The following is a 12741-nucleotide window of genomic DNA, read 5'->3' as shown; positions in this document are numbered from 1 at the left end:
CTGAAGATTCCTGGTTGCCCAGCCGATTCGGTGAGGGCCGGAAAGCAAAAGATCGCAGCCTTCGGCAGCTCCTACAAGGACCGTGTTCACCGCCGTTTTGTAGGAGCTGCCGCAGGCTGCGATCTTTTGATCTGGCTGAGCAGTTTGTCGATGTGTAAAAGCGGGGAAACCCGGTTGATTACGTCTGTTGAAGAATCTGCCCTTTTCGGCCGGAAAGCAAAAGATCGCAGCCTTCGGCAGCTCCTACAGGGACCGTGTTCACCGCCGTTCTGTAGGAGCTGCCGCAGGCTGCGATCTTTTGATCTTATTCCATGGTGGTCTTGACCATCGCCAGTTCCGGGTGGCTGACCAGTTTGTCGATGTGCAAATCCGGGTCGTCGAACCAGACTTCGGTCAACACCCGGTAATGCTCCATGTCACGGCAGCGCATGCGCAGGCTGTAGTCGAATGCACCGCTGATCAGGCGACATTCCAGCACCTGCGGGCAGGCGCGGACCTTGGCTTCGAAGGCCTTTTGCGCCGCGCGTCCGCTCTGGTTCGACAACGCCACCAGCACCAGCAATGACAAGCCCGGCGTCAGTTTCTTCTCGTCGAGAATCGCGCCATAGCCGCGAATGACCCCAAGCTGTTCCAGCTTGCGCACTCGTTCCAGACACGGCCTGGGGGTCAGGTGCACGCGCTCGGACAGCTTTTGATAGGTGATGCGCCCTTCGTGGCGCAACACTTCAATGATTGCCTGATCGATACGATCAAGCACGATCGACAGATCGCGGATATCCGCCATGTACGCCTTGCCTCACTTCAAACGACCCGATAGAAATTGCTGCAAACGTTCACTGTTCGGCCGGTCGAGTATCGTAGCATCACCCTGCTCCTCGACCCGCCCCTGATGCAAGAACAACACCTGGCTCGATACCTGCCGGGCAAAGCCCATTTCGTGGGTCACCATCAACATGGTCCGGCCTTCCTCGGCAAGCGCCTGAATCACCTTCAGCACTTCACCCACCAGTTCCGGATCGAGCGCCGAGGTTGGCTCGTCGAACAACAGGATTTCCGGTTCCACCGCCAGGGCCCGGGCGATCGCCACCCGTTGTTGCTGCCCGCCCGACAAAAACGCCGGGTACTGATCGGCCACCCGTTGCGGCAAGCCGACTTTGTCCAGATACGCCCGAGCGCTCTCCTCCGCGGTCTTGCGACTCATGCCCAGGACTCGACACGGCGCCAGCACGATGTTCTCCAGCACGGTCAGGTGACTCCACAGGTTGAAATGCTGGAACACCATCGCCAGTCGCGTGCGCAAACGCTGCAACTGTTTTGGATTGGCAACACGCATGCCACCGACACCCTGGCGGGTGAGGACTCGCTCGCCATCCAGAGCAATGGCGCCTTCATCCGCCCGCTCCAGAAAGTTGATGCAGCGCAGCATGGTGCTTTTTCCCGAACCGCTGGCGCCGATCATGCTCACCACGTCCCCTGCCCTCGCGTTCAACGAGACGCCCTTGAGTACTTCGTTGTCACCAAAACGTTTATACAGATTTTCAACGGTGAGTTTGTACATGCGAATACTCCTGCAGCGGCACACCTGTCGGCGCCGCTCTGGATAAAGAATGGAAGTCAGTGCGCCGGACCGAGGAAGCTCAGCCAGCGCTTCTCCGCCAGGCGGAACGCGCCGACCAGCCCGAACGACAGCACGAGGTACAGCAGGCCGGCGATACCGAAAGCCTGAAAGGTCATGAATGTCGCGGCGTTGGCGTCCCGGGCGATTTTCAGGATGTCCGGGATCGTTGCGGTGAACGCCACCGAAGTCGCGTGCAACATCAGGATCACTTCATTGCTGTAGTACGGCAGCGCGCGGCGCAGCGCCGAAGGCAGGATCAGTTGCAGATACAGGCGCCAGCCACTGAGACCATAGGCCTGCGCCGCTTCGATTTCACCGTAGGGAATGCTGCGGATCGCTCCGGCGAAAATTTCCACGGTGTAAGCGCAGGTGTTGAGGGTGAACGCCAGCAAGGTGCAATTCATCGCATCGCGAAAAAACGCTTCGAGCAATGGCTGTGAACGAACCACGGCAATGCCGTAGATTCCGCTGTAGCAAATCAGCAGCTGGATATACAACGGCGTGCCGCGGAAGACGTAGGTAAACAGCTGAACCGGCCAACGCAAAACGCCCCAGCGCGAGACGCGCAAGATCGCCAGGGGCAACGACAGGAAAAAGCCCATGGCAATACTCGCCACCAGCAACCACAAGGTCATGGCCAACCCGGTGAGGGTTTCGCCGTCGCTGAACAGAAAGGGTTTCCAGTATTCGGCAATCAACTCGATCATCGTGCCATCCCCCGTACACCCTGGTTGTAGCGCCGTTCCAGCACGCGCAAGACATAGTTCGAAGCGCTGGTGATCAGCAGGTAAAGCGCGGCGGCCAACAGCAGGAAATCAAGCATGTTGAAGGTGCTTTTGCCGGCCTCCTGCGCGACTTTGACCAGGTCCGACAAACCGATGATCGACACCAGCGCCGTGGCCTTGAGCAGCACCAGCCAGTTGTTGCCAAGGCTCGGCAAGGCGAAACGCATCATTTGCGGGAACACCACGAAACGAAAACGCTGCCAACGGCTCAGGCCAAAGCACGCGGCGGCTTCCTGCTGGCCGCGCGGCACACTGAGAATCGCCCCGCGAAAGGTCTCGGTGAAATACGCACCATAGATAAAACCCAGGGTGATGATGCCGGCCACGAATGGATCGATTTCCATGTAGGGCCAGCCCATGGCCTCGGTCAGGGCGCTGAGCCAGCCTTGCAGGCTGTAGAAGATCAGCAGCATCAACACCAGGTCGGGCACGCCACGGATCAGTGTCGTGTAAAAGGTCGCCGGCAGATTCAACAGCTTCAGCGGCGACAGCTTGGCCGCCGCGCCGAGCAGCCCCAGCGCCATGCTCACGACAAGCGCGAGCGCCGACAGTTTGAGGGTGACCCAGGTGCCGTGCAGCAACAAAGGGCCATAGCCTTGCAGGGCCGAAAGATCGACCCCGATCAGATTCAGGAAGGAGTTCACGCCAGTCACCTGTCTTGAGGCGCCCCGGTCGCTGCAACACAGCGACCGGGGCGCAGGGATCAGTTGTTGTAGAGGTCCAGGTCACCGAAGTGTTTCTGCTGGATCTGCGCGTAGATGCCCTTGTCGTGCAGGGCCTTGATGGCGGCATTGAGCATGCCCTTGAGCTCTTCGTTGTCCTTGCGCACACCAATGGCGATTTCCGACGGCACCAACGGGTCGCTGATGCCTTCACTGTTTTGGAAGTCCGCCCCTTGTGGCGAGGTCAGGAAACTCATCTGCGCTTGCAGCTTGTCCTGGATCGACGCATCGAGACGGCCGAACACCAGGTCGGCATAGACCTGATCCTGATTCTGATAGGCCCGCAGTTTCACCCCGCCCGGCGCCAGTTTGGCCTTGGCGTAGGTTTCCTGAATCGTGCCCTGCATGTAGCCGATGGTTTTGCCGCGCAGCGACTCGGCGGTCGGCAGCAGACCGGAATCCTTGCGGGTAACGATGGCGGTCGGTCCGGCGTACAGGCGATCGGTAAAGTCGATCTGTTTTCTGCGCGCGTCGGTCACGGTCATCGACGATTCGATGGCATCGAACTTGCCGGCCTTGAGCCCCGGGATCAGCCCGTCAAAATCATTGCTGACCCACACGCAGGTGAGCTTCAGTTCGGCACAGATTGCATTGCCCAGATCCACGCCGAAACCCTGTACGCCGCCATCGGCCGTGGTGGATTCAAAGGGTGGGTAACTTGGGTTGACGCCAAATCGCAGCTCCTTCCATTCCTTGGCACTGGCGCCCGTGGTGCAGCACAGCAACGCGAGTGCCGGCAAAGTCAGCCATTTGATGTTCATGTTCTTGAGTCCCGGATTATTTGGATTTATCGCGATCCGGCGCCTGCGTCGGACCACACTTTTTGACAGGGGCAGAGAGTCTTTGCGGTCTTCACCGCAGCCGTTTTTGTTGTTGTTATCGACTGCAAGCAGCCAGTCGTCGCAGTTGCACGCCATCTCAAGCGGCGAACGACAAGTGCTTGAAACGGACCGCCAGAATGCCAATTGCCGGGAGTGTGCTGGTGTCGTAACCCCCTGTTCAAACAGCGTGCCTGTGCTGAACGGAGGGGTTTCACAGCCGATTCTGTCGTCTGCTGAAAGTGGCTGTTTTTCCGCTTGATGGGAGCGCCATAGCCAATGTGATTGCCTTTGAGGCTGGCTTTATCTGCATAACGATGAGTCGTAAAGGGTGCCTGGCCGATTCCGCTGTGCGCGCTCTGTTTTTCGACTTCTCTGGCTGTATCCAGGGTCGGTATCGGCCGAAATCTTCTCGCCATTGCCTCGACAATAAGTCCGTTGCAACTACATGGATCACCTACAGGTAGTCCAGACCGGCACATTAAAAAGACGCGCAAAGGAACCCAATATGACCCGTTACATTGACGTAAATGATCTGAGCCTCCTCGTCCGGGAAAAAGGCTTGCCCAGCTGCCTGATCGAAATGGCCGAATACATCCGTCAAGACTACGTACGCTGGCCGGAATTCGAAAAATGCGCGCGCCTGGCGAACCACTCGCCCGAGGGCGTCATCGAGCTCATGCCCGTGTCTGATGCGGCGCTCTACGCCTTCAAGTATGTCAATGGACACCCGAAGAACACCCACAATGGCATGCTGACGGTCATGGCCTTTGGCGCGCTGGGAGACGTCGATACCGGCAAGCCTGTGTTACTGAGTGAAATGACGCTGACGACCGCCATTCGTACCGCTGCCACCTCTGCGCTCGCGGCCCGCTACCTCGCCCGACCGGACAGTCGCCGAATGGCACTGATCGGCAACGGCTCACAGAGCGAATTCCAGGCCCTGGCATTCCATACATTGCTCGGCATTACTGAAATCAGTCTCTACGACATCGATCCAGCGGCAACGGCGAAACTGGTAGCCAACCTGCGGGCCTACCCTGCCATTCAGGTGAGCGTTGCCAAAACCGTCGCAGAAGCGGTACGGGGTGCCGATATCGTGACCACGGTCACGGCCGACAAGGCCTACGCAACCATTTTAACGCCTGAGATGATCGAGCCGGGGATGCACCTCAACGCCGTGGGCGGCGATTGCCCAGGCAAGACTGAACTGCACCGGGACATCGTGGAGCGTGCACGGGTCATGGTTGAGTACGAACCGCAAAGCCGAATTGAAGGGGAAATTCAGCAGATGCCCGCCGATTCTCCGGTTATCGAGTTCTGGAAGGTCATCGATGGTCAGACTCAAGGTCGCCAGCATGCCGAGCAAGTCACCTTGTTCGACTCGGTCGGCTTCGCCATCGAGGACTATTCCGCCTTGCGCTATGTGCTGGATGTTGCACGAACGCTCAACATTGGCAGCGATATTCAGCTGGTGCCAGAGTTGCAGGATCCGAAGGACCTGTTTTCGCTGCTGCAGCCTTCGGCACCTGCCGATGCAAGGCTTCGGGCTTGATACCGCTCGACACTTCAACTCTTTCACCCGGCGGCCTCTTCGGTTGCCGGGTAGGACCCTGAGCAAACCTCGGTCGTTTGAGCCTTTTTTACAGCACCTTCCGCCTACCGGTCGACGCAACACAACCGAATTCTGTGCCGGCAGTCAGTGTTGATGAAGTCAGTACGATACGGACCACTACAGCCGATTCAACTACCCCACGGCGGTGCAGGAACAAACCTTGATTCGATCCATTGTTTGAAGGCAACCACCACGGCCGTGGGGAATTTGGCCGATGGCCTGACCAGATAGACCCCACCGGCAGTGTCCAATTGCCAATCCGCAAGGACACGCAACAACCTTCCGGTCGCGATATCACGACTCATCAACCAGTCACCGGCCCCTAGTATTCCCGCATCAGCACGGGCGGCCGCCAGCAATGACTCACTGTCATTGGCTGTCAGGTTGCCTTTCGGTGTAATCGTCTGAAGTTCGTTGCCGCGATGGAGTCGCCACTGCGGAAAAGACGCAAGGCCACTGAAGCGAAGGCAATTGTGCCTGATCAGATCCTGTGGCGTTTCGGGCATTCCGTGCTTTCGGATGTAAGCCGGCGAAGCGCACAGAATCCGGCGATGGTCGCTCAGCTTTTTGGCGATCAACCGGCTGTCTTCCAACTCGCCGATCCGTATGGCAGCGTCAAAACCCTCATCAATGATGTCCACCAGACGCTCACTGTAATCGGCGAGGATCGAGACATGAGGATAAAGCTCGAGAAACTCCGGCAGCATCGGACCTAGCCAACGCCGTCCCATCGCTGCCGGTAATGCAAGGCGCAAAGTACCTCGAACTTCGCTGGCGCCCTTCGCCGCTTGCTGCTGCGCTTCATTCATCAGCTCGACGGCAGAGCGAAGGCGCTGCTCCAGCTGGGCGCCGGCTTCAGTGATCCGCACCTGCCGGGTCGAACGCTCCACGAGCCGAACGCCGAGGCGCTTCTCCATGGCGGCGAGTCGTTTCGAGACGACAGTCGGGTGTCGCTGCAATAGCCGACCCGCACCGACAAACGAGCCTTGCGAGGCAACGGCCAGGAACGCTGCGATCTCGTCACTGGACTGACTAGACAGAACATCAATATTCATGGTTTTAGAATGATCGCTCCCGATGAACGCCCCGACTCCAGGTCGGCATGTGCCCGTGCTGCGTCAGCCAGCGAGTAGCTTGACCAGATCCGGGGTTTGATAATTCCCGCACCTATGGCGGCCAACACATCCTGTGCGCGCTCCTGGTACTCAGAGGCGCTCGCCGTGTGGGCAGCCAACGAAGGACGCGTCAGGAACAGCGAGCCTTTGGCGTTGAGCGTAGACAGCTCCACGGCTGAAGGCGCTCCGGAGGACGCGCCAAACGACACCATCAGGCCCCGTGGTCGCAGACTGTCCAGAGAGGCCTGGAAGGAAGCGCGCCCTATGGGGTCATAGACAACGTCGACCTTTTTACCCTCGGTGAAACGAGCGACCTGCGATGCCAGGGTGTCAGCGTCAAACACCAGGACTTCATCGCAACCCAAGGCTTGAGCTTTTTCGACACTGGCCGGCTTTGAAACGACGCCGATTACAGTCGCACCCAAGTGCTTGGCCCACGGCACCATGATTTCCCCCAGCCCACCCGCTACACCATAGAGAAGAATGGTTGTGCCCTGCCCCACAGGATAGGTGGCCTTCAACAGGTACTGCGCAGTGATGCCCTTGAACATGACGGCTGCAGCATCAGCAAACGACAATGCATCCGGAATCCTGACCAGCCGCTCAGCCGGATAAAGCCGGGCCGAAGCATAGGAGCCAATAGGGCCGGTGGCATAAGCGACGCGATCTCCAACCTGCACGTTGCTGACACCGGCACCCACAACGGCGACACGCCCGGCGCCCTCCAACCCAAGTCCGGATGGCAACGCAACGGGCACCGCGCCCTTGCGTTGAGTCACATCGAGGAAGTTGACCCCAATGGCTGCCTGCTCAAGCCAGACTTCGCCGGGTCCTGGCGATTGTTCGCTCAGTGCCTCCAGGTTCAGTACTTCAGGATTGCCAAACTGGTTGAATCGAATCGCAGAGACCATGGTCATTTCCCCTTCAATCGGAAGCTGCCTTCACACAAGTGCCGTTAGTGTGAGTACTGCCCCTCTGACGAACAAGGTAGGTTGATTGCAGGTAATTAATGCACAGCATGCAGCAATAACGTCACAGATACCACGCGTAACTGCGTGGTGTCCGGTTTCATCAGACCGCTATACCTTTTGCACCCGCCCCTACAGTGAATCGCCTCTGTTATCTGCAATGCTCAAATCGCCCTTTCTTGCAGACTGCACGCCCCAGTTGATGAACACGGATCGCAAGTCCTTGTTTACCGGGGTATTGGCTGGCGGATGCCCTTGGCACAGGAAATGCGATAGCTACCGGGGACGCCTCAATGCCACACCCCGTTGAGGCCCAATTCCACGCTAGCTGAGGCAGCCAACATGAACGCGATTGACCTTCTGAAAGCCGATCATCAAACCGTGAAAGCCATTCTTGCTCAATTGAGCGAGTCGACTGATAAAGCGATCAAGAAACGCACTGATCTCCTGGATAAGCTGGAGATGGAGATTTCCATCCATACAAAACTGGAAGAAGAAATCCTCTATCCAGCCTTCAAGGCGGCAGGGACCAAGGAGCAGGACGTCTTGTACTTCGAAGCGAAGGAAGAACATCGCACCGTCGACTCTTTGGTATTACCGGATCTGAAGCAGACTGATCCGGGCACACCGGAATTTGCCGGGCGGGTGAAGGTCGTCAAAGAGCTGCTGGAGCACCACATTGAAGAGGAGGAAACCGAAATGTTTCCTCAGGCGAAAAAACTGTTGGGGAAATCCAGGCTCGACGACCTCGGTGAGCAAATGGAAGCGATGAAAGCCAGTTGCAAGAAGGAATGGGCCGCAACCCATATGGCAGCCTGAGGCCTGCACGATCGCAAAGTCCGGCCTACAGCCTAATGCTGCTCACTTAAGAGATAGAGCGAACAATAAGCAACCTGTGGCGAGGGAGCTTGCTCCCGCTGGACTGCGCAGCAGTCCCATTTTCAGGGCCGCTACGCGCCCCAGCGGGAGCAAGCTCCCTCGCCACAGATACAGAGGAGATCCTCTATGAACAATCGCCGTTCACTTCCCCCTTCACGGAACTTGCACGACAGCCACTGAAACGCGTTGCCTGTCACTGACCAGGCCAGCAACCAGCGCCGCCACGGCAATGGCAAACAGATAAAGGGCTTGCCGTCCCAAGTGCTCCATCAATGCGCCTGCCACCAATGGCCCGATGGTCGCGCCGATGCCGAACGTCACCAATAACACCCCAGCCACCGATACACGCAGTTGGGGCTCCAGATTGTCATTGGCATGAACAACGCCCAATGGGTACAGGCAGAACTGCAGGAAACCTATGACGGCGCCCGCCAGCATGACCCAGCCCTGTCCCGGGGCCTGCAAAAAGGCCAAGGGCAGGTAAGCGATGCACAGCAGAACGGCGGTCAGGCGAATCAGGCCTACGCGGGAAAAACGGTCCGACAGCTTGCCCAGCGGCAATTGCGCAAACAGTCCGGCCGCAATGCTCAGGGCCATGAACTGGCCAACCTGTGCAGGGGTGAAACCCGATTGCGCCGCGAAGATCGGGGTCAATCCATAGAAGCAGCCATTGAGCAATCCCGACGCCAGGACAGTGCCCAACGACTGCGGCAGACGACGGACATATCGCATGAAGCTGACTCGGTCCTGGCTGATCGGGCTGGGCTGCATGCCCCGGTGCATGGCCATCGGCACCAGGCCGATGGCAAAGGCGATGGCCACACCGGACAACACCAGGGTGTCGAGCCCATTGCCCAGGCCCAGCAGCAGTTGTCCCAGCATCATCCCCACGTAGCTGGCCACCATGTACAGCGACATGGCGCCGCCACGACGATCACTCGGCGCACAGTCGTTGAGCCAGCTTTCGATGACCATTAGTTGGCACATCATCGCTACACCGACCACAAACCTCAGCGCCAGCCATAGCGTCAGCGAGTCGCTCAATTGGTGGCTCAGTACCGCCGTGACAATCACCCCCGCACTGACCACGAAGGCCCGCACATGCGAGATCCGGCCAATCAGCCAGTACCCGATCCGCCCTCCGAGCACCATTCCCAGCGCATTGGCCGCCATGAGCGCACCGCCCCAGAACTCTGCGACACCGGCAGCGTCCAGGCGCAAGGCCAGATACGTCATCAGCAGGCTGGACCCCAACTGCATCAGCAGAGCTGCAGCGTATATCGTTGCAAAAACCTTGGTGAGCGCCAACATGTTCAGTTTTCCGGATCAGACGAGGCCGTGACGTTGTTTCCAGTCACCGGGATGCACGACATAGCCAAACAGGGCGTGTCCGCCATAGACGAGCTCGGTACCTTCGGGTATCCAGAGCAATTGCCCTGGCGCCACCCGGTACAGTTCACCGTTCGCTCTCAGTTCGAAACAGCCTTCAATGACGAAAATGACCTCGTCATAAAGCAGCGTCCAGGCGACCTCCGCGCCCTCCCACCGCGCAAAGCCAATCCCCAGATGAGGCGACACGTCATTGCTCAGGGCTCGGGCAACGCTGGCGCCCCCCGGGGGGCCACCGCGATGCACAAAGTCCAGGTCCCGGTGGTCGACCAGCATCACCGGCTTTCTGTCAGCAGGCGCCTGGTTCATAGTTCGCGCCTGCTGTTCCACGCCGCCCAACGGATTCGTGAACGCACGCCCAGCCCCAGGAAGGGTTCTGGCGGATTGCGCGAAGGCATGCCCGTCACGGACTGGATGTCATCCAGACGCTGAGAGTCGGCGCCCACCACTTTATCCGCCAGCAATGTCCCCGAGATGGTGCCCCATGCAGCCCCAACCCCGTTGTCACAAGCCGTCGCGAAAACGCCGTCGTCGAGCTTGCCGAAGAAGTTGGTGAAGTTGCGCGAAATCGCATAGACCCCGCCCCAGGTGTGTGTGAAGGGAACATGGGCAAGTTGCGGATAACGGGCGTGAAAAGCCGCGCAATGATCCTCGCGGACTTTCTGGCGGATCGAATCATTGATGCTGCGCCCGTAGCGTGGCACGTGCTTGTAGGTATTGCGGATGATGAGACGACGATCCTGGGTCATTCTCACCGTGGTGCCGGCGTGGTCGGCCGGTGTCAGCCCCCAGTCGGCCTGAACGCCAACAGAGGCCATCTCGGCGTCGGTGAGCGGACGCGTCCAACTGGCAAACGTCATTACCGGCAGCAGCCGATTGCGCAAGTAACCAAACTCCTGGGTGAAGATGCTGGTCCCCAGCAGCACTTTCGGCGTGCGGATCAAACCCTCTTTACCCACCAGGATCCAGTTTCCGCCGGCGTCCTTCTCCAGGCGCTGGATGGGCGATTCCTCGAGGACTTCAACGTTCTGCGGCAGTGACGCGCCCAGGCCGCGCACCAGTGCCGCCGGCTGCATGAGGTAGCAACCGGGGGTGAAGATCGCGCGGCTGTAGTAGTCGGTCCCGAGTACGCCGGCCAGTTCCTGGCGTTCCACCTGGCGATAAGGCTCACCCAGGTCGGCCAGCAGTTTCTCGAAATGGTCGAGGTAGGCCAGACCACGCTCACCCACCGCCCCTTGGTACTTGCCGGCATGGGACCACTGACAATCGATGTCGTGGCGACCGATCAGGGTTTGCAGTTGATCGATGGCCGCGCGGTTAAGCCCCAGCAGGCGTTGCTTGTGCTGTGGGTCCGGATGTTCCAGGGCAAACTTGTGCGGCAGATCGATGACGAAACCGGAGTTACGCCCCGATGCCCCATAACCGACACGCTGGGCATCGACCAGGAGAATGCGCGACTGTGGCATGTGCTCGGCCAACCGGCGTGCGGCGGCGAGACCGGCGAAGCCGGCGCCGACCACCACGTAATCGGCCTTTTGTTCACCGGTCAGGCGCTTGGCCGGACGCGGTTCGGGCAGTGCGGCGTACCAGCCACAACTGTGGTCATCATGAGGCAGGTTAACGATACTGTTCATGGGTCAATTCTCAAGCCACATGCTGTGGGGTGTCCTGGCAGTTCTGCAGCCAGGCATTGCGTTTTTGTTGGGCCTGCCGCCCGAGCAGGACGAAGCCGCGCAAGGCGCCATCGTTGTCGCGGAAGGCTGCGCTGAGTCCGTCCCCGGTCGCGTCGCAGTGCCATTGCCCGGCACAATCGATAGGTGGCGGGAGCAAACACAAAGGCGCCGCCGGCGTCTTCACCGTCACCGGCGCGAGTGGATAGCTCACTGGCGTCGGCTGTCCGGACAAAGTCCTGGCCAGGGCGCGTATGCCCTCATTGATCGGCGCAAGGTAAGGCATCAGTTGCCCATTCACCTCGATACAATCGCCCAAGGCATAGATGCCGCTTTGCGAAGTCTGCAGGTGCGCATCCACCTTGATACCTCGCCCGCACTCAAGGCCCGCGGCTTGCGCCAGCTCCACGTTAGGCCGCAGGCCGACTGCCGACACCACCAGGTCCGCATCGAAGTGCTGACCATCGGCCAGTTCCAGCCGATAGCCGTTCGCACCCTGTTCGATACATTGCAAGGTCGTGCGCAAATGCCATTGCACGCCCAGACCGGACAACGCCTGTTGCAGTTGCAGGCCCGCCGGTTCCGGCAACAGACGCTCCATCGGCCATTTGCCCAGACCGATGACCCGAACCTGATAGCCGCTGCTCGCCAGGTCGTTGGCGAACTCACAGCCAATCAATCCGTCCCCCAGCACCGCAACGCTGCGCACACCGTCGAGGCGCTCACGGAACGCCCGGTAATCCTGCAGGTTGTTGACGCTCAGCAATGCATCGGCACAACCTTCGATGGGCAGGCGCAGCGGCGAAGCCCCGCTGGCCAATACCAGCTGGCCGTACTGCATCTCGCCCAGATTGGTATGAAGTCGTCGCGCCACAACGTCGATTCGCTCCACCCGGCAGTGGCTATGAATCCGGATGCCCAATCGCTGTTCCAGCGCCATCGGGCTTTCCGTCGCCAGGCCCGCGGCGCTGCGACCCTGGGCCAGCGCGATGGACAGCGCCGGCTTGGAATAGAGATGCCCACAGTCCTGGGTCAGTACCCGGACATCGAGTTGCGGGTTGGCTTTGCGCAGCGCCTGAGCCAGGCCGTAGCCGGCATGTCCGCTGCCGATGATGACCACTGGCTGGGCCGGTGAAACGTCAACCATGGCCTGCTTCACAAC

Annotated in this window: 13 protein-coding genes; 2 read left to right on the top strand and 11 right to left on the bottom strand. The window is 59.5% G+C overall.

The genetic code is table 11. The features are described from left to right. Positions 1-304 precede the first annotated feature (304 nt). Genes C9422_RS01930 through C9422_RS01910 form a run of 5 tightly spaced genes read right to left on the bottom strand, consistent with a single transcriptional unit; the run spans position 305 to position 3886 of the window. Positions 305-784 (bottom strand): Lrp/AsnC family transcriptional regulator, encoded by a 480-nt coding sequence (locus C9422_RS01930; RefSeq protein WP_007974731.1) that lies wholly within the window; start codon positions 782-784, stop codon positions 305-307. 12 nt (positions 785-796) lie between these two features. Continuing rightward, complete coding sequence (locus tag C9422_RS01925) at positions 797-1558, bottom strand: ABC transporter ATP-binding protein (RefSeq protein WP_116579498.1); 762 nt, start codon at positions 1556-1558, stop codon at positions 797-799. A gap of 56 nt (positions 1559-1614) precedes the next feature. Further along, complete coding sequence (locus C9422_RS01920) at positions 1615-2325, bottom strand: ABC transporter permease (protein WP_116579497.1); 711 nt, start codon at positions 2323-2325, stop codon at positions 1615-1617. Then, positions 2322-3047 carry an ABC transporter permease gene (locus tag C9422_RS01915; protein WP_007974734.1) on the bottom strand — a complete coding sequence of 242 codons (726 nt, stop codon included), beginning with the start codon at positions 3045-3047 and terminating at the stop codon, positions 2322-2324. The genes C9422_RS01920 and C9422_RS01915 overlap by 4 nt, the downstream gene beginning before the upstream one ends. A gap of 59 nt (positions 3048-3106) precedes the next feature. After that, positions 3107-3886 (bottom strand): transporter substrate-binding domain-containing protein, encoded by a 780-nt coding sequence (locus C9422_RS01910; RefSeq protein WP_033047868.1) that lies wholly within the window; start codon positions 3884-3886, stop codon positions 3107-3109. Between the two features lie 565 nt (positions 3887-4451). Between C9422_RS01910 and C9422_RS01905 the strand changes: the two genes are divergently transcribed. Beyond that, the gene (locus C9422_RS01905) at positions 4452-5498 is read left to right on the top strand and encodes an ornithine cyclodeaminase (protein ID WP_116579496.1); all 1047 of its coding nucleotides are present in this window, start codon (positions 4452-4454) and stop codon (positions 5496-5498) included. Between the two features lie 188 nt (positions 5499-5686). On the opposite strand, the gene C9422_RS01900 is transcribed toward C9422_RS01905, so the two are convergent. Both C9422_RS01900 and C9422_RS01895 read right to left on the bottom strand, forming a co-directional pair. Further along, positions 5687-6613, bottom strand: coding sequence for a LysR family transcriptional regulator (locus tag C9422_RS01900; RefSeq protein ID WP_116579495.1), 927 nt, complete (start codon positions 6611-6613; stop codon positions 5687-5689). Further along, positions 6610-7584, bottom strand: a complete 975-nt coding sequence (locus C9422_RS01895) for a quinone oxidoreductase (RefSeq protein ID WP_116579581.1) — start codon at positions 7582-7584, stop codon at positions 6610-6612. The genes C9422_RS01900 and C9422_RS01895 overlap by 4 nt, the downstream gene beginning before the upstream one ends. 399 nt (positions 7585-7983) lie before the next feature. Between C9422_RS01895 and C9422_RS01890 the strand changes: the two genes are divergently transcribed. Then, complete coding sequence (locus tag C9422_RS01890; RefSeq protein ID WP_102700420.1) at positions 7984-8460, top strand: hemerythrin domain-containing protein; 477 nt, start codon at positions 7984-7986, stop codon at positions 8458-8460. 213 nt (positions 8461-8673) lie between these two features. Here the strand turns inward: C9422_RS01890 and C9422_RS01885 are convergent, their stop codons facing one another. The 4 genes from C9422_RS01885 to C9422_RS01870 are packed head-to-tail and all read right to left on the bottom strand — an operon-like array spanning position 8674 to position 12726. After that, positions 8674-9831, bottom strand: a complete 1158-nt coding sequence (locus C9422_RS01885) for an MFS transporter (RefSeq protein ID WP_116579494.1) — start codon at positions 9829-9831, stop codon at positions 8674-8676. 15 nt (positions 9832-9846) lie between these two features. After that, positions 9847-10218 carry an ethanolamine utilization protein EutQ gene (locus tag C9422_RS01880; RefSeq protein ID WP_116579493.1) on the bottom strand — a complete coding sequence of 124 codons (372 nt, stop codon included), beginning with the start codon at positions 10216-10218 and terminating at the stop codon, positions 9847-9849. Then, the gene (locus C9422_RS01875) at positions 10215-11543 is read right to left on the bottom strand and encodes an FAD-binding oxidoreductase (RefSeq protein ID WP_116579492.1); all 1329 of its coding nucleotides are present in this window, start codon (positions 11541-11543) and stop codon (positions 10215-10217) included. Before C9422_RS01875 ends, C9422_RS01880 begins: the two co-directional genes overlap by 4 nt. Positions 11544-11553: 10 nt before the next feature. Next, the gene (locus tag C9422_RS01870; protein WP_256589851.1) at positions 11554-12726 is read right to left on the bottom strand and encodes an FAD-dependent oxidoreductase; all 1173 of its coding nucleotides are present in this window, start codon (positions 12724-12726) and stop codon (positions 11554-11556) included. Positions 12727-12741: the final 15 nt, after the last annotated feature.

Source organism: Pseudomonas sp. B1(2018) (assembly GCF_003097365.1).
In the GTDB taxonomy this organism is placed as follows: domain Bacteria; phylum Pseudomonadota; class Gammaproteobacteria; order Pseudomonadales; family Pseudomonadaceae; genus Aquipseudomonas; species Aquipseudomonas laurylsulfatiphila.
Note: the sequence above shows the minus strand (reverse complement) of the source record. Positions and strands in the feature narration are given on the sequence as shown.

Bases quoted from the DNA above. Each gene is read 5' to 3' on its own strand.
- C9422_RS01930 (WP_007974731.1), bottom strand. From the start codon at position 784: ATGGCGGATATCCGCGATCTGTCGATCGTGCTTGATCGTATCGATCAG.
- C9422_RS01925 (WP_116579498.1), bottom strand. From the start codon at position 1,558: ATGTACAAACTCACCGTTGAAAATCTGTATAAACGTTTTGGTGACAAC.
- C9422_RS01920 (WP_116579497.1), bottom strand. From the start codon at position 2,325: ATGATCGAGTTGATTGCCGAATACTGGAAACCCTTTCTGTTCAGCGAC.
- C9422_RS01910 (WP_033047868.1), bottom strand. From the start codon at position 3,886: ATGAACATCAAATGGCTGACTTTGCCGGCACTCGCGTTGCTGTGCTGC.
- C9422_RS01905 (WP_116579496.1), top strand. From the start codon at position 4,452: ATGACCCGTTACATTGACGTAAATGATCTGAGCCTCCTCGTCCGGGAA.
- C9422_RS01900 (WP_116579495.1), bottom strand. From the start codon at position 6,613: ATGAATATTGATGTTCTGTCTAGTCAGTCCAGTGACGAGATCGCAGCG.
- C9422_RS01895 (WP_116579581.1), bottom strand. From the start codon at position 7,584: ATGGTCTCTGCGATTCGATTCAACCAGTTTGGCAATCCTGAAGTACTG.
- C9422_RS01890 (WP_102700420.1), top strand. From the start codon at position 7,984: ATGAACGCGATTGACCTTCTGAAAGCCGATCATCAAACCGTGAAAGCC.
- C9422_RS01885 (WP_116579494.1), bottom strand. From the start codon at position 9,831: ATGTTGGCGCTCACCAAGGTTTTTGCAACGATATACGCTGCAGCTCTG.
- C9422_RS01880 (WP_116579493.1), bottom strand. From the start codon at position 10,218: ATGAACCAGGCGCCTGCTGACAGAAAGCCGGTGATGCTGGTCGACCAC.
- C9422_RS01875 (WP_116579492.1), bottom strand. From the start codon at position 11,543: ATGAACAGTATCGTTAACCTGCCTCATGATGACCACAGTTGTGGCTGG.
- C9422_RS01870 (WP_256589851.1), bottom strand. From the start codon at position 12,726: ATGGTTGACGTTTCACCGGCCCAGCCAGTGGTCATCATCGGCAGCGGA.